The following is a 20,222-nucleotide window of genomic DNA, read 5'->3' as shown; positions in this document are numbered from 1 at the left end:
CCCGCGTCGGCAGACGTTCCTCAGGAAGCGGGGTCGAGACGCCGGTGGGCGAGCGCCGGCAGTTGCGCGCGCACTGCGGCGAGGTGGGCCCGATCCAGTTCGGCGAGCACGATGCCCGGCCCCTCGTCGCGACACGCCAGCACCTCGCCCCAGGGATCGACGATCATGGTGTGGCCCCAGGTACGCCGACCACCCGCATGCACGCCGCCCTGCGCCGGCGCTGCGACGTAGCACTGGTTCTCGATTGCACGAGCACGCAGCAGCGTCTCCCAGTGCGCGCGACCGGTGGTCGCGGTGAAGGCCGAAGGCACGAGGATCAGGTCCACTGCGCGCATCGCGCGGTACAGCTCGGGAAAACGCAGGTCGTAGCACACCGACAGGCCGAGCCGTCCGAAGGGCGTATCCACACAGGCGACGCGGCTGCCGGCTTCGATCGTGCGCGATTCGTCGAAGTGCTCGGCCCCGTTGTCGAAACCGAACAGGTGCATCTTGTCATAGCGCGCCACGCGCCGACCGCTCCCGTCGAACACCAGCACGCTGTTGCGCACGCGCGCGGCGTCATCGGCTACCAATGGAATCGTACCACCGACCAGCCATATCCCGTGCCGGGCCGCGGTTTCGGCCAGCCAGTCCTGCATCGGTCCGGAACCATCGGCCTCGCGCGCCGCGACCTTCGCCTGCTCGTCGGAGGACAGCAGCGCGAAATACTCCGGCAGCGCCACCAGAGCCGCGCCGGCGCCGGCCGCCTGAGCGACCAGGTCGGCGGCCGCGGCGAGATTGGCGGCGACCTCGGGACCGCTGATCATCTGTACCGCGACAATTCGCATGTCTTCCCCGCTTGTCATGGTGTCTCCTGCGTGTTGCGGCCCTGCCCCACCGGCAGTGTCTCGACCTGAGGGTCGGCCCAGGTTCCGGTAATCGAATAGCCGTACGCGAACATGCGCTCGATCGGGTCGCTCAACACCTTCTGTGCGAGATAGGCGATCACGCCGGCGACCGGATTGATCAGCCCAGCCGCGGCGCCGACGGCGACCGACTCGGACAGCGTCGGCTGCACCACCACCTTCAGATCCTGGGTTTCGGTCTTGAGATCGGCCGAGCCGCCGAACCAGATGCGCGCGGCCGGGCCCGAGATCTCGAAGTCGTCTGATCGCATCACCCCGGAAGCGACGTCGACGGTGCCTGCGACGCGATCGAAGGCGAAGCCCTCGGTGAACACGTCGCTGAAATCGAGCTTGAGACGTCGCGGCAGGGCCTGCAGGCTGAGCACGCCGAGCAGCCGGCCGACGCCCGGCTCGAGCTTGGAGAAACGCCCGTCGTTGGCCTCGACGCTGAAGCGCCCGGCCAGCGTCGGGTAGTCTACGCGCGTCGGAATGCTCTCCCAGGACAGATCGCCCTCGAGCACCGCCGTTCCGCCGCGAATCACCTGCGGATAGCCCACGCGCGTGAGCAGCGCGCCAATGTCGCGACTGTCCAGTCGCAAGGCCACCTCGGTAAGCGGCGAGCGTCCGGCCCGCCAGCGCCCCGAACCGGTCAGCGTGGCATCCTCGTTCTCGATGGTCACGCTGTCGAGCAACCACAGCTCGCCGCGATTGGCCGCGCGCAGCTCCAGCCGCCCCAGATCGATGCCGCGCAGTTCGAAGCGCTCGGCAACCACGTCCATGTCGGGCAGCGAGGCGTCTGCGTCGAGTTCGAACCGGCGTGCGATCTGCTCGTCACTGGCGGCGCGCTGGCCCAGCACCAGATGTTCGAGACGCAACTGCACCGCGCCCTCCTCGAGGCCGTGCCAGGCCAGCCGCCCGCGTGCGACGTCGCTCGAGATCTCGCCGCTCCAGCCGTCGCGGTCGACACTGGCCGCCAGCTCGACATCCGCCACCTCGTAACCGAAGGCCCGCAAGCGCGATACCGCGACATCGAGCGAGGACAGGGACGCGCCCTGCTCGCCCACGGCACCGAGTTGCAGTGCCCTCCAGGCGTCGAGATCGAATTCGTCGAGGCGCGCCCGCAACGCCACGCCGACGGCCGAGACAGGCACGTCGGCACCGATGCCGACGCCGCCGCGCGCCAGCGCCCACGCATCGCCGTCGGTGAAGGCATCGAAGGAGAATCCGATGTCATCGCCCAGCCGGCCGGAAACATTGCGCTCGGCGCCGGCGAAGCGTAGCTGCAAGGCCAGCGGCAACGCCACCTCTGCGCGCTTGTTGAGCGGATGCGGCAGGCTGGACGACACGCCCGTCAGCACGGAATGAATGCTCGCGCTCACTTCGCCCTGCCCGGCATCGATCCGGGCCTGCCACGGCGCCGTACCCGAGAGCCCATCCATCAGCGGCCCGTCATACTGCGAGCGCAGCGCACGCATCGACGCCCGGCCCTCCAGCGCGAAGCGCACGCGCCCGTCCTCGCGCGTGACCGCCGACAGCGTGACCGGCTCGTCCAGCAGGCGCGCCTGCCCCTCGTCGATGCGCAGGCTGTCCTCGCTGAAGCGCACGCGAGCGCGCGCCTGTTCGAGGGCAGGCAACCAGTCCAGCACCGCAACGCGGTTGCCGGAAAAGCGGAAATCGCCTTCGACTTCAGTGCGTTCGACCGCGCGTAGCGGCATCTCCAGGGACAGCGCGAGCGTGCCCTCGCCTTCGGCGCGCATGTCGTCGGTGAAACCGTGCAGGCGCGCACCCACCGGACTGTCCGAGACGAATCGGAGAAAGTCCGCAGTCGGTCCGTGGGCCGCGCCACGCACGTTCAGCACCTGCGCGCCGCGCGCGTCCAGATCGGGAATGTCGGCCGTCACCTCGGACAGGCGCACGCCGAAGATGCTCGCTTCGCTTGCGGCGACATGCATGCCCGCACCCTCGAAGCGGATCGTGCCGGCGATACCGTCGATGCCCGGCCAGCCCGGCGCGTAGTCGAGCCGGCCACCGTCGAAGTCGACGGTTACGAGAAAGCGCCCATTTCCGTCACGGAACGGAAACTCGTCGAGCGCGCCGTGCAGCGCCAGCCGCGCGTCATGTACGCGCGCGCCGCGCAGCGATCGCTGCAGCCATCGTCGAGTATTGTCATTGACGGCGTGCGGCAGGTAGCGCCACACCGCGTCGCCCGAGGCCCGCGTCAGTCGCGCCGTCATGTCGATCGCCCCGCGTCGCCCCACGCCGGGCCGATACACGCCGTGTGCCTCGCCGGCCGCATCGGGGTTCTCGAAGCGCGCCGTGTCGAGATGGATCGCGAGGCCATCGTCATCGCGCGACCAGCTTCCGATCGCATCGAAACGCTCGAAGCGCATCGTCGGATCCGGGAACACCTCCGGCAGTTCGGCGTGCGCCTCGCGAGCCGAGAGCGTGAATCGGCCGGCATCGCGGTCGCCGGAGATTTCGCCACGAAAGCCCTCGCCACCGGGCAGGCCGTCACGCGCGCGCAGTGCGATGTCCGAAAAGCGACCGGCGATGCGGCTTAGCTGCAGCACGCCCGCCTGCGTGTTCCAGCCCAGTTCGAAGTCGTCGACCCGACCGCGCGGCGCGATCTCCCCCAGTCGCGCGTCGAATCCGTCAGGCAGCGGCAGGTGTGCAGCGAGATCGGCGAGCACACCGAGATCCAGAGAATCGACCTGCAGCGTGCCCGCATCCTGCGCATTCGCTCCGCCGTCCAGGCGCAGGGACACGCGCCCCGGCCGCAGGATGCGTTGATCCGGCATCACCAGTTCGAACTCCGACAGGTCGAAGGCGTAGCCTTCCGGGCGCTCCATCGCGTGCAATCGCCCGCGCGCGTGCTCGGCCTCCAGTGCGGGCAGGGCGTCATGCAGGCGCGCGCCGAACCCGGACACCGCGAAATCGAGCGTGCTCGAACGCGGCCGCCCCTCGAGCACTTCGACCCAGCCCTCGAAATCGCCTGCGCCACTGACCGGAACCGCGTAATCGAGCCACGGCGTCAATCCTTCGAGGCGCGCGTCGGACACCGCCACGAAAAGCTGACCGTCCCAGAGTTGCGGGTCACGCGGATCGGCCGAGACGACGTCGCCGCGCAACTCGATCGCCGAGGCCACACCGGCCGGCGCGCGCGCCGTGAGCCCGAAGCGAAAGCGCGCGCCGATGCGCTCGACGCGCAGATCCACGTCATCGAGGCGCAGCACGCGCGCCGCGCGCAGCTGGTCGTGCCAGCTCGTGCGCGCGTCATGTATCGCGATCTCGCCCTGGCGCAACAGCCAGCCCGCGAAGGCGCCGCCGCCCTCACCGCTGCCCAGCACGACCCCGGCCGCGCTGACCTGCCCTCGAGCATCACGCACCAGATTCAGTTCGGGCGCGAACAGATCGAGCCGCTCGAAATAGGGTTCGCCGCGCAACAGTGAAGACCAGCCGGGGCGGGCCTCGATGCGCTCCAGGCGCAGCGCGTCGGCACCGGACGGATCGCCCAGCACGATGCCGCGCGCATCCAGGCGCAGACGCAGACCCGGCCAATCGGCAGACAGCGATTCGATCGTCACCGGTATGCCGATCGCCCGCGACACGCGTTCGGCAACGAAGTCGCGATAGGCATCGGCGCGCGGCAACACGATCTCGCGCAATGCAAGCAGCGCGAGGGCGAACACGAAGAAGGCCACGACCACGCAACGCAGCGCGATGCGCCCGACGCCCGACACGCGTCGCGGGGGCTGCTCGGTTTCGTCTTGCGGATTGCGCGGCCGGTCGATCATCGGGCGAGGGTCACGGACTCGGGAAGGGACCGGTTCGGCGTGAACGCAACCGCGTCGCATTCTCCGTCCGGCCCGCCATTCTAGCAGCGCCGCGCAGCTTGTCGCTGCGCGGCGCTGCCTGCATCATGACCGCCGGATTCGAACCGACACATCACCCGGAACGCCTGCGATGCCCTCTAGCGCGATCTCACGCACTGCCTGCCTGTCCAACTTCCTCGCCCGCATGCTCGACAGCCGCGACTGGCTCGCAGCGCGCCTCGAAGCATCGATCGAGGCGCGCATCGACGCCGACGCGATGCGCAGCTTCATCGATGCCGATCACCTCGACGAGGAACGGCTCGGCGAGGCCTTGCGCCGGCTGCGCACCTGGGTACTGTGCCATCTGGCGGTGCGCGACCTCGACGGCCGCGCCGACCTTGCCGAGGTCACCGAAACCATGACCTTGCTCGCCGAAGTGGCGATCGCCGCCGCACACGAGGTGCACCGCGAGGTGCTGGTCTCGCGCCACGGCCTGCCGCTGTCGATCTCCGGCTGGGAGCAGGAACTCATCATCCTCGGCATGGGCAAGCTGGGCGGGCGCGAACTGAACGTGTCGTCCGACGTCGACCTGATCTTCGTCTTCCCCGAGGACGGCGAGACCGGCGGCGAGCGCGTGATCAGCAACTTCGAGTTCTTCGAGCGGCTGGGCAAGCGCATCATCCGCAGCCTCGCCGACATCACCGAGCACGGTCAGGTCTTTCGCGTGGACATGCGGCTACGGCCCAATGGCGATTCCGGCCCCCTCGTGTGTTCCTTCGAAGCGCTGGAGAACTACTTCATCACCCAGGGTCGCGAATGGGAGCGCTATGCCTGGATCAAGGCGCGCCCGCTCAACGGTGAGCGCTTCGCGGAACTGGAAAAGATCGCGCGCCCCTTCGTCTTCCGCAAGTACCTCGACTACGGCGCATTCAACGCGATGCGCGCGCTGCACGCTCAGATCCGTCGCGAAGTCACGCGGCGCGACCGGGCCGACAACGTCAAGACCGGCCCCGGCGGCATCCGCGAAATCGAGTTCATCGCCCAGGTCTTCCAGCTGATCCGTGGCGGACGCGACCGCGAACTGCAGATCCGACCGACGCTGGAGGTGCTCCATCGTCTGGCCGAGCGCAACATCCTCGGCGAGCAGACGGTGGCGGAACTGTCCGAGGCCTACGTCTTCCTGCGCCGCCTCGAGCACCGCCTGCAGTATCTGGACGACCAGCAGACGCACGACCTGCCCCAGGATGCGGCCGACCGCGCGATCATCGCCGAGGCGGCCGGATTCGACGACGAGGACGCCCTGCTCACTGAGCTCGAACGGCACCGGCGCATCGTCAGCGGCCACTTCGACGACGTCTTCGCCGACCCCACGGAGAAGGAACACAAGCCCGAACTCGAAGAGGTATGGTCCGGCGCCGGCAACGACGATCAGCCCGACCCCATCCTCGCCGAGCTCGGCTATGCCGACCCCAGAGCGGTTTGCGAGAAGCTCGCCAGCGTGCATGAGAGCACGCGTTATCAGCAGTTGCCGGCGCACATCAAGAGCCGGCTCGATGCGCTGGTACCGCGGGTGGTCGAGGCCGCCGGCGCCACGCCGAGCCCCGACCAGACCCTGTCGCGCTGCCTCACGCTGCTCGAGACCATCAGCCGGCGCGGCGCCTATCTCGCCCTGCTGCAGCAGTACCCGCACGCCTTGCAGCGCGTGGCCGACCTGATGAGCGCGTCGAGCTGGGCCACCGAATACCTGACCCGTCATCCGGTGCTGCTCGACGAATTGCTCGACGACCGTCATCTCGACCAGACGCCCGACTGGGAGGCCTTCTCGGCCGAGCTGGGCGAGGCGCTCGACGCCATCGAACCCGACATGGAGCACCAGATGGACATGATGCGCGAGCACCACCACGCGCAGGTGTTCCGTCTGCTCACCCAGGACATCGCCGGCAAACTCACCGTCGAGCGGCTCGCCGACCACCTCTCGGCGCTCGCCGACGTCATCCTCGAGCGCACGCTGCCGCTGGTGTGGCGCAAGATGCGCAAGCGCCACCGCGACGATCCGGCCTTCGCGGTGATCGCCTACGGCAAGCTCGGCGGCAAGGAACTGGGCTACGCCTCGGATCTGGACATCGTCTTCCTGTTCGACGACGACGCACCCGAGGCCATGGAGAGCTACTCGCGCCTGGCGCAGCGCGTGAACACCTGGCTGTCGACGCGTACCGCGGCCGGCATCCTCTTCGAGACCGACCTGCGCCTGCGCCCGAACGGCGACGCCGGCCTGCTGGTGACTTCGATCGAAGCCTTTCGCAAGTACCAACTCGAAGCGGCCTGGGCGTGGGAGCACCAGGCACTGACCCGCGCGCGTTTCGCCGCCGGCGACCGCCAGGTCGGCGAGGCCTTCGAGACCATCCGCCAGGAGGTTCTGTGCCGCCAGCGCGATCTCGACACGCTGCGCGCCGACGTGCTCGAGATGCGCCAGAAGATGCGTGGCGCGCACTCGGGCAAGGGCGAGGGCTTCGAACTCAAGCACGATGCCGGCGGCCTGGTCGACGTCGAGTTCATCATCCAGTACCTGGTGCTCGGCCATGCGCACGAACACCCCGAACTGGCGCGCAACCTGGGCAACATCGCGCTGCTCGGCAAGGCCGGCGAACTCGGGCTGATTCCGGCCGAACTCGCCGCCGGCTGCAGCGACAGCTACCGCCTGTTCCGGCGCCTGCAGCATCGCGAGCGGCTCAACGGCCGGCCCTCGCGCGTGCGCTCCGAGGAAGCCGAGGCCGCGCGCGAGCCGGTCATCGCCTTGTGGCATGAAGTGTTCGAAGCCGACGCGGGTTAAGATCGACGCACTTCCTCACCGACGAGCATGCATGGCGCGCGAGATCGAACTCAAACTGAGTCTGCCCCGACGCTCGGTGAGCGCACTGCGTCGCCATCCGCTGCTCGCCGCCAGTGCGCAGCTTGGCCGCGCCGTGACCCTCGACAACGTCTATCACGACACCCCCGATCTGGCGTTGCGCAAGGCCGGCGTTGCCCTGCGCATCCGCGTCGCCGGCCGACGCCGGCTGCAGACCGTGAAGGCCGCGAGCGCATCCACCGCCGGACTCACCAGCCGCCCGGAGTGGGAGCAGCCGTGGTCCGGCGCCTTCGACTTCTCCGAGGTCGACGACGCGCACATCCGCGCGCTGCTCGAACGTCACGCCGCCGCCCTGGTGCCGGTGTTCTCGACGCGCTTTCGACGCACGACCTATCGTTACGCCCCGAGCGCCGACATCGAGATTCTGCTGATGATCGACAGCGGCGAGATCGTCGCCGGTGAGCAGCGCCAGCCGCTGTGCGAACTGGAGCTGGAACTGGTGCATGGCGACCCCCTCGACCTGGTGCAGTTGGCTGCACGCCTGGCCGAGGATCTGCCGCTGCTACCCGACGATCGCAGCAAGGCCGAGCGTGGCTACCGCCTGCACAGCGGCAAGCCGCCACGCCCGATGCGCGCCGAAGCTTCCACGATCACGCCCGACATGGATCCGTTGCAGGCCTTTCGCGCACTCGCCTTCTCCTGCCTGCGCCAGTGGCAGGCCAATGCGGCCGGCGCGCTCGACCATCAGGGCCCCGAATTCATTCACCAGCTGCGCGTCTCGCAGCGCCGCCTGCGCTCGTTGATGCGCATCTTCCGCGCGGTTCTGCCCGAGGAGTTCGCGGCCGACTGGTCGGTCCGTCTCAAGAACAACGCCGAGCGCTTTGGTGAGGCCCGCGACCTTGACGTGCTCGACGAGGAACTGCTGGCTCCGGTGGCGACCTGGTCGCCCGGGGACGCGGCGCGCCTGCAGCGGCTGCGCGGCACGGTCGCCGACGCGCGCCGACAGGCGCGCGCGCAGGCTGAAAGGGCGCTGGACGCGGCCGAACAGGGCCGACTTGTGCTCGCGCTCGCCGAGGCGCTGATGTGTCTGACGGGCAACGACCTGATCGACAGCGTCGATCTGCGCGGCTTCGCCGCGTTGCAACTGGAACGCCTGCGCCGGCGCGCGCGCCGGCGCCATCGCGCTGCCCTGGATCGCGTTCCCGCTCACCTGCACGCGCTGCGCATCGCATTCAAGCAGTTGCGTTACGGCGTGGAGTTCTTCGCCCCACTGCTGCCGCGCAAGGCGGTGCGTGACTATGTCGGCGCACTCACGCGCACGCAGAACGCACTGGGCTTCATCCACGACGTGGACATCGCGCGCGGGCGCTTCGAGGTCTGGGCCATGGCCAACGCGCAGCTCGATGCCGCCGCGGCCTATGTCTGCGGCTGGCACGGCCCGCGCTACGGCGCGCTGACCGAAACCGCGCTGCACGACAGCCGCGCGCTGCTCGCGGCGCGCAAGGTGCCGTGGACCAAGCTGCGCCGGTCTCGCGGCGCAACGTAACCGCGCTGCAACGACGATGGCCGACAATGCGCCGATCCTGTTCCCGGAATCCGCAATGGACCTCCTCCTCTGGCGTCATGCCGAAGCCGTAGATGGCACTCCCGACCACAGCCGCGCACTGACCGAGCGCGGCCACAAGCAGGCGCGCGCCATCGCCGCGTGGCTGCACAAGAACCGGCCGCGCAAACTGCGTGTGCTGGTCAGCCCCAGCGTGCGCACGATCGAGACGGCGCGCGCGTTCGCCGACGATTTCGAAAAGATCGCGACACTGGGGCCGGACGGCAACGTGGCCGGAATCCTCTCGGCCACAGGCTGGCCGGACGGCGGCGACGCGGTGCTGGTGGTCGGACACCAGCCCACTCTGGGGCGACTTGCGGCGCTGTTGCTGTCCGGTCAGGAGGCCGACTGGACGGTCAAGAAGGGCGCGCTGTGGTGGTTCACCAATCGCGTGCGCAACGGCGAGACACAGACCGTGCTGCGCGCCCTCATCCCCCACGATCTCGCCTGAAGCTTGCCTCCGCGAACGGCTTGAACACGCACCCGCGACAAACGGGTTGACCACAACTGGCGGACCTTCGCGATCGCGCTAGAATGTGGCACCCTCAGGTGCGGCTCATGATCAAACGCTACATCCCGTCCCGCGAAACCATCAAGCAGAACCGCCTGCTCAGCTGGCTCGGACCGCGAATTCACGACCCCTTGCTGTGGCACGTCAACCGCAACTCGGTTGCGCGCGGCACGGCCATCGGTGTGTTCTTCGGCATCATGCTGCCGGTCGCGCAGATCCCGGCCGCGGCCGTCGTCGCCCTGGCCCTGCGCGCCAATCTGTGGGTCGCCGCACTGACCACGCTGGTCAGCAACCCGCTGACCTACGGGCCGATCTACCTGATCGCCTACCGCATCGGATCGAGCATCCTGCCACCGGCCGCGACCGCCACACCGGTGGTCGACGAGCAGACCGCCGCCGCCCTGCAGTGGCTGATCGAGTCCGTCAACTGGCTCACCGGCATCGGCCGGCCGCTGGTGCTGGGCACGCTGATCATGGCCGTGGTCGGCGCCATCGTCGGCTACTTCGGCGTGCTGCTGGTGTGGCGCATCAACGTCCTGCTCAAGCTCAGGCGTCAACGCAAGGAACGCGCTTCGGCACGGCGCGCACCCGACAGCCCCTGATGAACGAAGACCCCATCGAGAACGGCACGGTGCGCGAGATCGACGGCGTACGACGCGTGTATTACGACGGCTACTGGATCAAGGCATACGATCCTCCGGCCGACTCGCTCGCCGAGAAGCGCCATCTCATCGAGGCACTGACACGACGCCTGTTCAACCATGTCGAGCATGGCATCAACGTGCCCGGCAAGCGGCTCGGCGAGGCGCGCGCGGCCTTCGAGGCGGAAACCGTGCCGGAACGCAAGCGCGTCAAGGGTGCGATGCTCGCCGGCGCCCTGTTCAACCGCGGCACCGACATCTTCACCAAGCTCGTCGACCTGCAGGCCCAGGGCGTGGATGTGGCGCAGGACAGCGCGCTGATGCGCGAATGTGGCCAGTGCCTGCAGGAAGCCCTGTCGCTGGGCAAGATGGTGTTGCATCGCAGCGGCGAGGAAGGCATCGACGAGCTGTGGGGAGAGCCGTTCCGCGCCTTCTCGATCCCCATCGAGGCCTTCTATGCGAGCCGCTACCTGAAGATCGCCGAGGCCCTGCGCTGCATCGACCGCATCGCAGCCGCGATGATCGCGGCCTTCGGCAACAGCGCGCTGTTCCACGGCGTGGAGAACGACATCGCGACGTTGTGCGACGCCGCCAAGGTCAAGTGCGAGACCCTGCGCACCGATGAGGCGGTGTTCGACATCTGGACCGATTTCGTCGTCGCCGGCGAGCACCTGTCGGCCTTCGCGCCACATCTGGTCAACGCCCCGACCCCCGAACTGATGCAGCTGGCCACCGACGGCAGGCAGCTGATCGTGCGCGGACGCGAACTGATCGGTGACATCGCGCGCGCACGTGTGGCCATGCCCAAGAGCACGCGCGACTATGTGGCGCGTTGCGAGGCCTGGGCCGAACGTGACCGGGCCCGGCTCAACCCGCTGATCGCCGGCGCTTGAGCCTGAATCTTGCACATTCTCAAGCGATGATGCCGCCGCCCAGACATACCTTGGACTCATACACCACGACGCTCTGCCCCGGGGTGATCGCCCATTGCGGCGTCGCGAACACGATCTGGGCGCGATCGGCGTCGACCGCGTCGATCTGGCACGGCTCGTCGGGCGAGCGGTAGCGCGGCTTGGCGGTGTACACCCAGTGCGTGTGCGGCACGCGACCGGCGATCCAGTTGAGCTCGATCGCGGTCAGGCGGTCGCGCAGCAGCGCCGGATGGTCATGCCCCTGCACGACGTAGAGCACGTTGGCGGCGACGTCCTTGGCCGCGACATACCACGCCTCGTGCTCTCCCGCCGCGTCCTGATGACCCTTCACCCCACCGATGCGCAAGCCCTTGCGCTGACCGATGGTGTGGTACATCAGGCCCTGGTGTTCGCCCAGCACGCGTTCGTCGTCCAGGACACGGATCTCGCCCGGTTGCACCGGCAGGTAACGCATCAGGAATTCGCGGAACGGACGTTCGCCGATGAAGCAGATGCCGGTCGAGTCCTTCTTGGCCGCAACATGCAGTCCGGCTTCGGTCGCGATGCGACGCACGTCGCGCTTGTACAGGCCGCCGAGGGGAAACAGGGTGCGGGCCAATTGCGCCTGATTGAGGCGGTAGAGGAAATAGCTCTGGTCCTTGGTGCCGTCCTCGGCCTTGAGCAACTGGTACTCGATGCGTCCATCGTTGTCCCAGCGACGCACGCGCGCGTAATGGCCGGTGGCGATGCGATCGGCGCCGAGCCCCATCGCATGATCGAGGAAACAGCGGAATTTGATCTCCGAATTGCACAGGATGTCGGGATTGGGGGTGCGCCCGGCCTGATACTCGTGCAGGAAGTCGGCGAACACGCGCTCCTTGTACTCGGCCGAAAAGTTCACGACCTCCAGGTCGATGCCGATCACATCGCATACCGAGGCGACGTCCACCAGATCCTGGCGCGACGAGCAGTACTGGTCGTCGTCGTCATCCTCCCAGTTCTTCATGAACAGGCCGGTCACCTGATAGCCCTGCTGCTTGAGCAGCCACGCCGTCACCGACGAATCCACGCCGCCGGACATGCCGACCACGACATGCATGCCGGCCGCGTCACGTTCTTCAATAGACATTCGGGCCTCCCCCGTTCATCCATTCGTCCAGCGGCATCAAGACCGCCGGCTCGGCGTGATCCCCGAACCAGGTGTCCACGACCCAGGCCGCCCCGCTCCCTCGCTCGACGATCACCGCGCTGCGGTGCTCGCTGAAGATCCCGGCGCGGCGCACTGCAATGTCGTTCACGTCATGATGACGCAGCCAGTCCCGCGCCTCGATGAGACGCAGCAAGGCGTCGGTGGTGATCGAGTGGTCGATGCAGTCCATGCGCCCGCGCACGCCCGCATCGCGCAGATTGCCGGCGCGGTCGGCGTCGATCGGCGTCTGACGACCCGCGAGCCGATAGAGCAGTGCCAGCGCCTCGCGCAAGGCCTCACGCTCGGATGCCGCATCGTCGGCGGCGGCGAGGTGATCGCCGGCCAGCTCGAACTCGAACTCGCCGAAGTGCACGTCGGCGCGCTCGCTGCATCCGTAGTTGAAGCACACCTGCGTAGTGACGCTCGCGGCCATGGCCGGCGCGCTCATCAGCAACACTCCCAGCAGCGCCACATGACGCATCATCGCCCCTCTCCGATCAGCTCCAGCCCGGTCCGCCGACCATCCAGCCAGTTCTCGAGCGACCGCAGCACCAGCGGGCTGCGGTGGCGCGGCGCGCAGGCACGCAGTTCGTCCGCGGTGAGCCACAGCGTGCGCACGATGCCGGTATCGAGCTGCGCCCCCGGCACCGCCTCGCCAACCACGCCGCTGAAGGTAAAGCGCAGGTAGGTCGCGTCGTCCGCCGGCCGACGCCACTGGTAGATGCCCACCAGCGCGTCCGGCTCGAAACGATGGGCGGTCTCTTCGAAGGTCTCGCGCCGCACCGCCTCGACCAGCGATTCGCCCGCCTCCAGATGGCCGGCGGGCTGGTTGATGCGCAAGCCCTCGGCGGTTTCCTCCTCGACCACGAGGAAGCGCCCGCCGCGCTCGACGACGGCCGCGACCGTGACGTTCGCCTTCCATTCCCTAGCCATGAATCCGACCCTGAAAAAGGGCCGGATTGTACCGCGCAAGCGAGCATATTGCCCGCCCGCAAGCGGCTGCGCCGAGGCGTCGCCCGACATCTTGACCAAGGTCAATGATCCCCCCGATTTCTATGTCGAAAGTGACATCACCATTTGATGTAGTCGGCCCGGCACAGTAACATTCGTCTGTTTTGTTCAGCCGACCCAAAACGCTTCCAGACAACTGCCACCCGGCATTCAGGGAGGTTGCACCGGGCAGCAGCTTCAATCGGGATTCCGGTCGGCACCCGACAACCAGGACAGACCTCTATGCTTATAAAGATCAAGAAAGGGCTGGATCTGCCGATCAGCGGCAAGCCTGAACAGCGGGTCGAGGACGCCCGGGCGGTCAGGCACGTCGCGGTGCTCGGCGTGGATCACGTCGATCTCAAGCCCACCATGCACGTGGCGGAAGGTGACAAGGTCAAACTGGGACAGCCTCTCTTCGAACACAAGAAGCTTCCCGGAGTGTGCATCACCGCGCCGGGCGCCGGTGAAGTCGTCGCGATCAACCGCGGCGCACGCCGGATGCTCCAGTCGGTCGTCATCCGCCTCGATGACGAAGAGGAGGCCGAGACCTTCGCCTCCTACCCGAGGGAACAGCTGGGCTCGCTCAGCGGCGAGCAGGTCGCGGAAAACCTGCTGGCCTCGGGCACCTGGGCGACGCTGCGCACCCGCCCGTTCGGCAAGATCCCCCATCCCGAGTCCCGTCCGCATTCGATCTTCGTCACCGCGATCGACACCAATCCGCTCGCAGTCGATCCGCAGGTCGTGATCCAGGGCCAGGAAGAGGCCTTCGCGGATGGACTGACCGTGCTCGGCCACCTCACCGAAGGCCCGGTGTGGGTCTGCAAGGCCGAGGGCGCTAAGCTCGGCAAGCTCGCCGAGAGCGACAAGATCCGCGTGGCCAGCTTCGACGGCCCGCACCCGGCCGGCTTGCCCAGCACGCACATCCATTTTCTCGATCCAGTCAATGCAGAGAAGACGGTCTGGCACCTGAACTATCAGGACGTGATCGCGATCGGAAAGCTGTTTGCCACCGGCAAGCTGTTTACCGAGCGCGTCATCTCGCTGGCCGGACCGCGCGTCAAGAATCCGCGCCTTTTGCGCACGCGCATGGGCGCATGCATCGACGAACTGGTCGACGGGGAACTGGTCGACGGCAATCATCGCGTGATCTCCGGCTCGGTGTGGTCGGGGCGTCGCGTGGCGAGCTGGTCGGCCTACATCGGCGCGCATCACCTGCAGATCAGCGTGCTGCAGGAAGGCCAGACGCGCGAGTTCATGGGCTGGCTCAACCCGGCCGGACGCAAGTTCTCGTTCATGAACGTCATGTTCACCAGCTTCTCGCGCAACAGCGGCCAGACCTTCGACTTCACGTCGTCGCAGAACGGCAGCCCGCGTGCGATGGTTCCGGTGGGCGCCTTCGAGGACGTGATGCCGCTCGACATCCTGCCCACGCAGCTGTTGCGCTACCTGCTGGTGCGCGACACCGACATGGCACAGAAGCTCGGCTGTCTGGAGCTCGACGAGGAAGACCTCGCGCTGTGTTCGTTCGTGTGCGTCGGCAAGTACGACTACTCGCCGGTTCTTCGTCAAAACCTTAGCCAGATTGAGAGGGAAGGCTGATGTCACGCATGCGACGCTTCCTCGACAGTATCGAGCCGCAGTTCCACAAGGGTGGACGGTTCGAGAAGTACTACGCGGTCTACGAGATGGTGGATACCTTCCTGTACGCACCGCCCGACACCACCCGCACGGCGCCGCACGTTCGCGACGGCATCGATCTCAAGCGCATGATGAGCTACGTCGTCGTCGCGCTGATCCCGTGCATCCTGTGGAGCTGGTTCAACAGCGGCTACCAGGCCAACCTCGCGCTGGCCGAACTCGACATCGTCCGCGAGGACTGGCGCGGCGCCCTGCTCTCCATGTTCGGCATCGGATTCAATCCGAACAATCCGTTCGCCAACATGGCACACGGCTTCCTGCTGTTCCTGCCGCTGTATCTGACTACGCTGATCGTCGGCGGCCTCTGGGAAGTGTTGTTCGCCACCGTGCGCAACCACGAGGTCAACGAAGGCTTCCTCGTCACCTCGATGCTGTTCACGCTCACGCTGCCGCCCGAGATGCCGCTGTGGATGGTCGCCGTGGGCATCAGCTTCGGTGTCGTCATCGGCAAGGAGGTGTTCGGTGGCACGGGCAAGAACTTCCTCAACCCCGCGCTCACCGGTCGCGCCTTCCTGTACTTCGCCTATCCCGCCGAGATTTCCGGTGATCAGGTGTGGATCGCGGTCGATGGCTGGTCGCACGCCACCCCGCTGGGCCTGGGCGAGACCGGCGGCATGGCTGGCATCCTCGATTCCGGGCTGACCTGGTGGCAGGCCTTCGTCGGCCTGATGCCCGGCTCGATGGGCGAGACCTCGACGCTGGCGATCCTGATCGGCGCGGCCTTCCTGCTCTACACCCGCATCGCCAACTGGCGGATCATGGCCGGCGTGGTGCTTGGCGTGGTCGCCACGTCGCTGCTGTTCAACCTGCTCGCCACCGGTGCCCGCCCGATGATGGAAATGCCCTTCTACTGGCACTTCGTCGTCGGCGGCCTGAGCTTCGGCCTGGTGTTCATGGCGACCGATCCGGTCTCGGCCGCGATGACCAACGCCGGCCGACTGTGGTTCGGCGTACTGATCGGCTTCATGACGGTGGTGATCCGCGCGATCAACCCGGCCTTCCCGGAAGGCATCATGCTGGCCATCCTGTTCGCCAACCTGTTCGCGCCACTGATCGATTACGTGGTCATCCAGATGAACATCCGACGGAGGGAGCGCCGCCATGTCAGCGCCTGAGAAGAAATCCGCCGGCGGCCCGCTGGCATCCATCCTCGCCCTGCCCAACGACAGTGGCAAGAAGACCATCTTCATGGCGGTTGCCGTGTGCCTGGTCTGTTCGGTGGTCGTCGCTTCAGCCGCCGTGGGCCTGCGCCCGCTGCAGGCAGCCAACCAGGAACGTGACCGCATCCGCAACATCGTCGACGTCGCCGGCGTCGCCCAGCCGGGCCAGTCGGCAGCCGAAGCCTTCCGCGAGAAGGTCGAGTCGATGCTCGTCCGCCTCGAGGACGGCAGCAAGAGCGACGAGTTCGACGTGGCGACCTTCGACATCCAGAAGGCCTCCAAGGATCCTTCGATGTCACGCCCGATGCCCAAGTCCGAGGATCAGGCCAACATCAAGCGGCAGCCGACCCACATGCCCGTATACGTCGTTCGTGGCGAATCGGGCGAGGTCCAGCGCCTGATCCTGCCGGTGCATGGTGCAGGCCTGTGGTCGACGCTTTACGGCTTTCTCGCGCTCGACGGCGACCTCAACACGGTCAGCGGCCTGAAGTTCTACCAGCACGCCGAGACTCCGGGTCTGGGCGGCGAGGTCGACAACCCGAACTGGCGCGCGATCTGGGACGGCAAGATGATCTACGACGATCAGGGCAATCCGTCCATCCAGCTCGTCAAGGGCTCGGTCGACGCCTCGACGCCCGACGCCGAGCACAAGATCGACGGTCTGGCAGGCGCCACGCTGACCTCGCGCGGCGTGGAGAATCTGATCAACTTCTGGCTCGGCGAGGACGGCTACGGCCCGTTCATCGAGCGCCTGAAAAACGAGAGGGGATAAGCCATGGCGAACGAAACCAAGAAGCTCGTCACCGGACCGGTCGCCGACAACAACCCGATCATCCTGCAGGTTCTGGGCATCTGTTCGGCGCTGGCGGTCACCACCAAGATGTCGACCGCGGTCACCATGTGCATCGCGCTCACGGCCGTGTTGTGCTGCTCGAACATGCTGATTTCGATGATCCGCAATCACATCCCGTCGAGCATCCGCATCATCGTGCAGATGACCATCATCGCCTCGCTGGTGATTCTCGTCGATCAGGTTCTCAAGGCATTCGCCTACGGCCTGTCCAAGGAGATGTCGGTCTTCGTTGGCCTGATCATCACCAACTGCATCGTGCTCGGCCGCGCCGAGGCCTTCGCGCTCAAGAACCCGCCGATCCCGAGTTTCTTTGACGGCTTGGGCAACGGTCTGGGCTACAGCGCCATCCTGCTGATCGTCGGCTTCGTGCGCGAACTGTTCGGCTCGGGTTCGCTGTTCGGCGTGCAGATCCTGTCGCTGGCCAAGGACGGCGGCTGGTACGTGCCCAACGGCATGCTGCTGCTGCCCCCGAGCGCCTTCTTCCTGATCGGCCTGATCATCTGGGCCGTACGCAGCTGGAAGCCCGAACAGGTCGAGAAGCCTGACTTCCAGATCCAGACTCATCGTGCCGAGGTGTCGTAATGGAAGCTTTGTTCAATCTCTTCATCGGTGCGGTTTTCGTCGAGAACCTGGCACTGGCGTTCTTCCTCGGGATGTGCACCTTCCTCGCCATCTCGAAGCAGATCGGCGCAGCCTTTGGTCTGGGCATCGCCGTGGTCGTGGTGCAGGCGCTGACCGTTCCGGTCAACCACCTGATCTACTACTGGCTGCTGCGCGATGGCGCGCTGGCCTGGGCCGGCCTGCCGGACGTCAATCTCAACTTCCTCGGCCTGATCGTCTATATCGGCGTGATCGCGGCCCTGGTGCAGATTCTCGAGATGTTCCTCGACAAGTACGTACCCACGCTCTACAACGCGCTGGGCGTGTATATGCCGCTGATCACCGTCAACTGCGCCATCCTCGGCGGCACGCTGTTCATGGTCGAACGTGACTACAACTTCGCCGAGAGCGTGACCTACGGCATCGGCTCCGGGGTCGGCTGGGCACTGGCGATCACCGCCCTGGCGGGCATTCGCGAGAAGCTCAAGTACTCCGACATCCCGGCCGGCCTGCAGGGTCTCGGCATCACGTTCATCGCAACCGGTTTGATGTCGCTGGGCTTCATGGCCTTCTCCGGCATCCAGCTCTGACGCGACGAGGTAAACGCACATGACTGAAATCATTCTCGGTGTCTTCTTTTTCGTCGCGATCGTCATCATCCTGGTGTACGTGATTCTCGCGGCACGCTCGAAGCTGGTGGCGACGGGCAACGTGAAGATCAACATCAACAACGAGAAGACGATCGAAGTACCGGTCGGCGGCAAGCTGCTCGGCGCGCTGGCCAACGCCCAGTTGTTCGTCGGCTCGGCCTGCGGCGGCGGCGGCACCTGCGCCCAGTGCAAGGTCAAGGTCTTCGAGGGTGGCGGTGCCATCCTCCCGACCGAGACCGGCCACATCAACAAGCGCCAGGCGCGCGAGGGCGAACGCCTGGCCTGCCAGGTCGCCGTCAAGCAGGACATGAAGATCGAGGTGCCCGAAGAAGTCTTCGGCGTCAAGAAGTGGGAGTGCACGGTGCGCTCCAACCACAACGTCGCGACCTTCATCAAGGAACTCATCCTCGAACTGCCCGAAGGCGAGAATGTCGACTTCCGCGCCGGTGGCTACATCCAGATCGAAGCGCCACCGCACCAGGTCGACTTCAAGGACTTCATCATCGAGGAGCGCTTCCGCGACGACTGGGACCGCTACAACGTGTGGCAGTACAAGTCCAAGGTGGACGAGGAAGTCACGCGCGCCTACTCGATGGCGAACTACCCCGAAGAGAAGGGCATCATCATGCTCAACGTGCGGATCGCCACCCCGCCGCCGCGGGCCGAAGGCGTGCCGCCGGGCAAGATGTCGTCCTACATCTTCGGCCTCAAGGAAGGTGACAAGGTCACCATCTCCGGCCCGTTCGGCGAGTTCTTCGCGCGCGACACCGATGCCGAAATGGTATTCATCGGCGGTGGCGCGGGCATGGCGCCGATGCGCTCGCACATCTTCGATCAGCTTGGCCGCATCAAGACCGATCGCAAGATCACATTCTGGTACGGTGCACGCTCCAAGCGCGAGATGTTCTACGTCAACGACTTCGACACCCTCGCCGCCGAGAACGAAAACTTCGAATGGCATGTCGCACTGTCGGACCCGCTGCCCGAAGACGAGTGGAAAGGCTATACCGGCTTCATCCACAATGTCCTCTACGAGAACTATCTCAAGGACCATCCGGCGCCGGAAGACTGCGAGTACTACATGTGCGGTCCCCCGATGATGAACGCGGCAGTCATCCAGATGCTGCTCGACCTGGGTGTGGAACGCGAGAACATCCTGCTGGACGACTTCGGCGGCTGAGGTTCTTCCGGCCCGGCCCCGTGCCGGGCCGGCGCACACCCCCTATGGAGGCCAAATGACCATTTACATCGTCACCTTCCTGATCATGACACTCGCCGTCCTCGCCATGGCTGTCGGCGTACTCGCCGGGCGCAAGCCGATCGCGGGAAGCTGTGGTGGCCTCGGGAAATTCAACGTCGAATGCGTTGCCGGCTGCGACAAGCCCTGTCCCAAGCGCGAGGCGCGTGCGCAGGCCGAAGAACATCAACACTAGAACAACGCGAAAGGGAGAGCCATGCTCAAGTCGCTGCTCGTCAAGGACTACATGTCCGGGGATCCGCTGGCCTTCAAGCCGGATACGGAAATCCTCGACGCCATCCACCTGCTGCTCAAGCACGAGATGACCGGCGCGCCGGTCATCGACAACATGGGCCGCGTGGTCGGCTTCCTGTCCGAGAAGGACTGCATCAAGACCTCGCTGAACGCGTCCTATCACGAAGAACGCGGCGGTCGCGTCAGCGAGCTGATGTCGCCCAACGTGATCACGCTCGAGCCGGAATCCTCGCTCATGGAAGCGGCCGAAATGTTCGTCGGCAGCGCGATCCGCTGCTATCCGGTCGTGGAGAACGGTCGCCTGGTCGGTCAGCTGTCGCGTCGCGACGTCCTGCGTGCGCTCGAGAAGCTGTGGTGAGCCTCCCGCGACACTGAAT

The 20,222-nt window shown here is 66.5% G+C and carries 19 protein-coding genes; 14 read left to right on the top strand and 5 right to left on the bottom strand.

The features are described 5' to 3' along the window. Positions 1 to 20: 20 nt before the first annotated feature. Positions 21 to 845 (bottom strand): carbon-nitrogen hydrolase family protein, encoded by an 825-nt coding sequence (locus tag C0099_RS07015; protein ID WP_102246776.1) that lies wholly within the window; start codon positions 843 to 845, stop codon positions 21 to 23. Beyond that, positions 842 to 4,678 carry a YhdP family protein gene (locus C0099_RS07010; protein ID WP_164084884.1) on the bottom strand — a complete coding sequence of 1,279 codons (3,837 nt, stop codon included), beginning with the start codon at positions 4,676 to 4,678 and terminating at the stop codon, positions 842 to 844. The genes C0099_RS07015 and C0099_RS07010 overlap by 4 nt, the downstream gene beginning before the upstream one ends. 169 nt (positions 4,679 to 4,847) lie before the next feature. Here C0099_RS07010 and glnE point away from each other — a divergent pair, with 169 nt between their 5' ends. The 5 genes from glnE to C0099_RS06985 all read left to right on the top strand — a co-directional run bounded on the left by glnE (position 4,848) and on the right by C0099_RS06985 (position 11,192). Next, positions 4,848 to 7,526 carry a bifunctional [glutamate--ammonia ligase]-adenylyl-L-tyrosine phosphorylase/[glutamate--ammonia-ligase] adenylyltransferase gene (gene glnE, locus C0099_RS07005; protein ID WP_102246774.1) on the top strand — a complete coding sequence of 893 codons (2,679 nt, stop codon included), beginning with the start codon at positions 4,848 to 4,850 and terminating at the stop codon, positions 7,524 to 7,526. 31 nt (positions 7,527 to 7,557) lie between these two features. Further along, complete coding sequence (locus C0099_RS07000) at positions 7,558 to 9,090, top strand: CYTH and CHAD domain-containing protein (protein ID WP_102246773.1); 1,533 nt, start codon at positions 7,558 to 7,560, stop codon at positions 9,088 to 9,090. 55 nt (positions 9,091 to 9,145) lie between these two features. Beyond that, positions 9,146 to 9,598 (top strand): SixA phosphatase family protein, encoded by a 453-nt coding sequence (locus tag C0099_RS06995; protein WP_102248417.1) that lies wholly within the window; start codon positions 9,146 to 9,148, stop codon positions 9,596 to 9,598. A 107-nt stretch (positions 9,599 to 9,705) separates the two neighbouring features. Beyond that, entirely contained in the window at positions 9,706 to 10,260 is a 555-nt protein-coding gene (locus C0099_RS06990) for a DUF2062 domain-containing protein (RefSeq protein WP_102248416.1), read from the top strand. Then, positions 10,260 to 11,192 carry a hypothetical protein gene (locus C0099_RS06985; RefSeq protein ID WP_102246772.1) on the top strand — a complete coding sequence of 311 codons (933 nt, stop codon included), beginning with the start codon at positions 10,260 to 10,262 and terminating at the stop codon, positions 11,190 to 11,192. Before C0099_RS06990 ends, C0099_RS06985 begins: the two co-directional genes overlap by 1 nt. A gap of 19 nt (positions 11,193 to 11,211) precedes the next feature. Here the strand turns inward: C0099_RS06985 and mnmA are convergent, their stop codons facing one another. The 3 genes from mnmA to C0099_RS06970 are packed head-to-tail and all read right to left on the bottom strand — an operon-like array spanning position 11,212 to position 13,332. Beyond that, the gene (mnmA, locus tag C0099_RS06980; RefSeq protein ID WP_102246771.1) at positions 11,212 to 12,309 is read right to left on the bottom strand and encodes a tRNA 2-thiouridine(34) synthase MnmA; all 1,098 of its coding nucleotides are present in this window, start codon (positions 12,307 to 12,309) and stop codon (positions 11,212 to 11,214) included. Positions 12,310 to 12,328: 19 nt separating this feature from the next. After that, positions 12,329 to 12,883 carry a hypothetical protein gene (locus C0099_RS06975; protein WP_102246770.1) on the bottom strand — a complete coding sequence of 185 codons (555 nt, stop codon included), beginning with the start codon at positions 12,881 to 12,883 and terminating at the stop codon, positions 12,329 to 12,331. Next, a complete protein-coding gene (locus C0099_RS06970; RefSeq protein WP_102246769.1) occupies positions 12,880 to 13,332 on the bottom strand; it encodes an NUDIX hydrolase in 453 nt (150 codons plus the stop codon). Before C0099_RS06970 ends, C0099_RS06975 begins: the two co-directional genes overlap by 4 nt. Between C0099_RS06970 and C0099_RS15965 the strand changes: the two genes are divergently transcribed. The 9 genes from C0099_RS15965 to C0099_RS06930 all read left to right on the top strand — a co-directional run bounded on the left by C0099_RS15965 (position 13,331) and on the right by C0099_RS06930 (position 20,203). Beyond that, a complete protein-coding gene (locus C0099_RS15965) occupies positions 13,331 to 13,480 on the top strand; it encodes a hypothetical protein (protein WP_164084883.1) in 150 nt (49 codons plus the stop codon). The genes C0099_RS06970 and C0099_RS15965 overlap by 2 nt on opposite strands. Positions 13,481 to 13,632: 152 nt before the next feature. Beyond that, entirely contained in the window at positions 13,633 to 14,991 is a 1,359-nt protein-coding gene (locus tag C0099_RS06965; protein ID WP_102246768.1) for a Na(+)-translocating NADH-quinone reductase subunit A, read from the top strand. Continuing rightward, a complete protein-coding gene (locus C0099_RS06960; RefSeq protein WP_102246767.1) occupies positions 14,991 to 16,205 on the top strand; it encodes an NADH:ubiquinone reductase (Na(+)-transporting) subunit B in 1,215 nt (404 codons plus the stop codon). The genes C0099_RS06965 and C0099_RS06960 overlap by 1 nt, the downstream gene beginning before the upstream one ends. Further along, positions 16,192 to 17,022: a Na(+)-translocating NADH-quinone reductase subunit C gene (locus C0099_RS06955; RefSeq protein WP_102246766.1), complete on the top strand. Its 831-nt coding sequence runs from the start codon at positions 16,192 to 16,194 to the stop codon at positions 17,020 to 17,022. Before C0099_RS06960 ends, C0099_RS06955 begins: the two co-directional genes overlap by 14 nt. A 3-nt stretch (positions 17,023 to 17,025) precedes the next feature. After that, positions 17,026 to 17,685 (top strand): NADH:ubiquinone reductase (Na(+)-transporting) subunit D, encoded by a 660-nt coding sequence (locus C0099_RS06950; RefSeq protein ID WP_102246765.1) that lies wholly within the window; start codon positions 17,026 to 17,028, stop codon positions 17,683 to 17,685. After that, positions 17,685 to 18,293 (top strand): NADH:ubiquinone reductase (Na(+)-transporting) subunit E, encoded by a 609-nt coding sequence (nqrE, locus tag C0099_RS06945; protein WP_102246764.1) that lies wholly within the window; start codon positions 17,685 to 17,687, stop codon positions 18,291 to 18,293. The genes C0099_RS06950 and nqrE overlap by 1 nt, the downstream gene beginning before the upstream one ends. A 19-nt stretch (positions 18,294 to 18,312) precedes the next feature. Beyond that, positions 18,313 to 19,533, top strand: coding sequence for an NADH:ubiquinone reductase (Na(+)-transporting) subunit F (gene nqrF, locus C0099_RS06940; protein ID WP_102246763.1), 1,221 nt, complete (start codon positions 18,313 to 18,315; stop codon positions 19,531 to 19,533). A gap of 55 nt (positions 19,534 to 19,588) precedes the next feature. Next, positions 19,589 to 19,786: a (Na+)-NQR maturation NqrM gene (nqrM, locus tag C0099_RS06935; RefSeq protein ID WP_102246762.1), complete on the top strand. Its 198-nt coding sequence runs from the start codon at positions 19,589 to 19,591 to the stop codon at positions 19,784 to 19,786. A gap of 21 nt (positions 19,787 to 19,807) precedes the next feature. Further along, positions 19,808 to 20,203 (top strand): CBS domain-containing protein, encoded by a 396-nt coding sequence (locus C0099_RS06930; RefSeq protein ID WP_102246761.1) that lies wholly within the window; start codon positions 19,808 to 19,810, stop codon positions 20,201 to 20,203. Positions 20,204 to 20,222 lie beyond the last annotated feature (19 nt).

The sequence above is a fragment of the Pseudazoarcus pumilus genome, from assembly GCF_002872475.1.
In the GTDB taxonomy this organism is placed as follows: domain Bacteria; phylum Pseudomonadota; class Gammaproteobacteria; order Burkholderiales; family Rhodocyclaceae; genus Pseudazoarcus; species Pseudazoarcus pumilus.
This window is presented reverse-complemented; position numbering and strand designations above follow the sequence as displayed.

Bases quoted from the DNA above. Each gene is read 5' to 3' on its own strand.
- C0099_RS07015 (WP_102246776.1), bottom strand. From the start codon at position 845: ATGACAAGCGGGGAAGACATGCGAATTGTCGCGGTACAGATGATCAGC.
- C0099_RS07010 (WP_164084884.1), bottom strand. From the start codon at position 4,678: ATGATCGACCGGCCGCGCAATCCGCAAGACGAAACCGAGCAGCCCCCG.
- glnE (WP_102246774.1), top strand. From the start codon at position 4,848: ATGCCCTCTAGCGCGATCTCACGCACTGCCTGCCTGTCCAACTTCCTC.
- C0099_RS07000 (WP_102246773.1), top strand. From the start codon at position 7,558: ATGGCGCGCGAGATCGAACTCAAACTGAGTCTGCCCCGACGCTCGGTG.
- C0099_RS06995 (WP_102248417.1), top strand. From the start codon at position 9,146: ATGGACCTCCTCCTCTGGCGTCATGCCGAAGCCGTAGATGGCACTCCC.
- C0099_RS06990 (WP_102248416.1), top strand. From the start codon at position 9,706: ATGATCAAACGCTACATCCCGTCCCGCGAAACCATCAAGCAGAACCGC.
- C0099_RS06985 (WP_102246772.1), top strand. From the start codon at position 10,260: ATGAACGAAGACCCCATCGAGAACGGCACGGTGCGCGAGATCGACGGC.
- mnmA (WP_102246771.1), bottom strand. From the start codon at position 12,309: ATGCATGTCGTGGTCGGCATGTCCGGCGGCGTGGATTCGTCGGTGACG.
- C0099_RS06975 (WP_102246770.1), bottom strand. From the start codon at position 12,883: ATGATGCGTCATGTGGCGCTGCTGGGAGTGTTGCTGATGAGCGCGCCG.
- C0099_RS15965 (WP_164084883.1), top strand. From the start codon at position 13,331: ATGAATCCGACCCTGAAAAAGGGCCGGATTGTACCGCGCAAGCGAGCA.
- C0099_RS06970 (WP_102246769.1), bottom strand. From the start codon at position 13,332: ATGGCTAGGGAATGGAAGGCGAACGTCACGGTCGCGGCCGTCGTCGAG.
- C0099_RS06965 (WP_102246768.1), top strand. From the start codon at position 13,633: ATGCTTATAAAGATCAAGAAAGGGCTGGATCTGCCGATCAGCGGCAAG.
- C0099_RS06960 (WP_102246767.1), top strand. From the start codon at position 14,991: ATGTCACGCATGCGACGCTTCCTCGACAGTATCGAGCCGCAGTTCCAC.
- C0099_RS06955 (WP_102246766.1), top strand. From the start codon at position 16,192: ATGTCAGCGCCTGAGAAGAAATCCGCCGGCGGCCCGCTGGCATCCATC.
- C0099_RS06950 (WP_102246765.1), top strand. From the start codon at position 17,026: ATGGCGAACGAAACCAAGAAGCTCGTCACCGGACCGGTCGCCGACAAC.
- nqrE (WP_102246764.1), top strand. From the start codon at position 17,685: ATGGAAGCTTTGTTCAATCTCTTCATCGGTGCGGTTTTCGTCGAGAAC.
- nqrF (WP_102246763.1), top strand. From the start codon at position 18,313: ATGACTGAAATCATTCTCGGTGTCTTCTTTTTCGTCGCGATCGTCATC.
- nqrM (WP_102246762.1), top strand. From the start codon at position 19,589: ATGACCATTTACATCGTCACCTTCCTGATCATGACACTCGCCGTCCTC.
- C0099_RS06930 (WP_102246761.1), top strand. From the start codon at position 19,808: ATGCTCAAGTCGCTGCTCGTCAAGGACTACATGTCCGGGGATCCGCTG.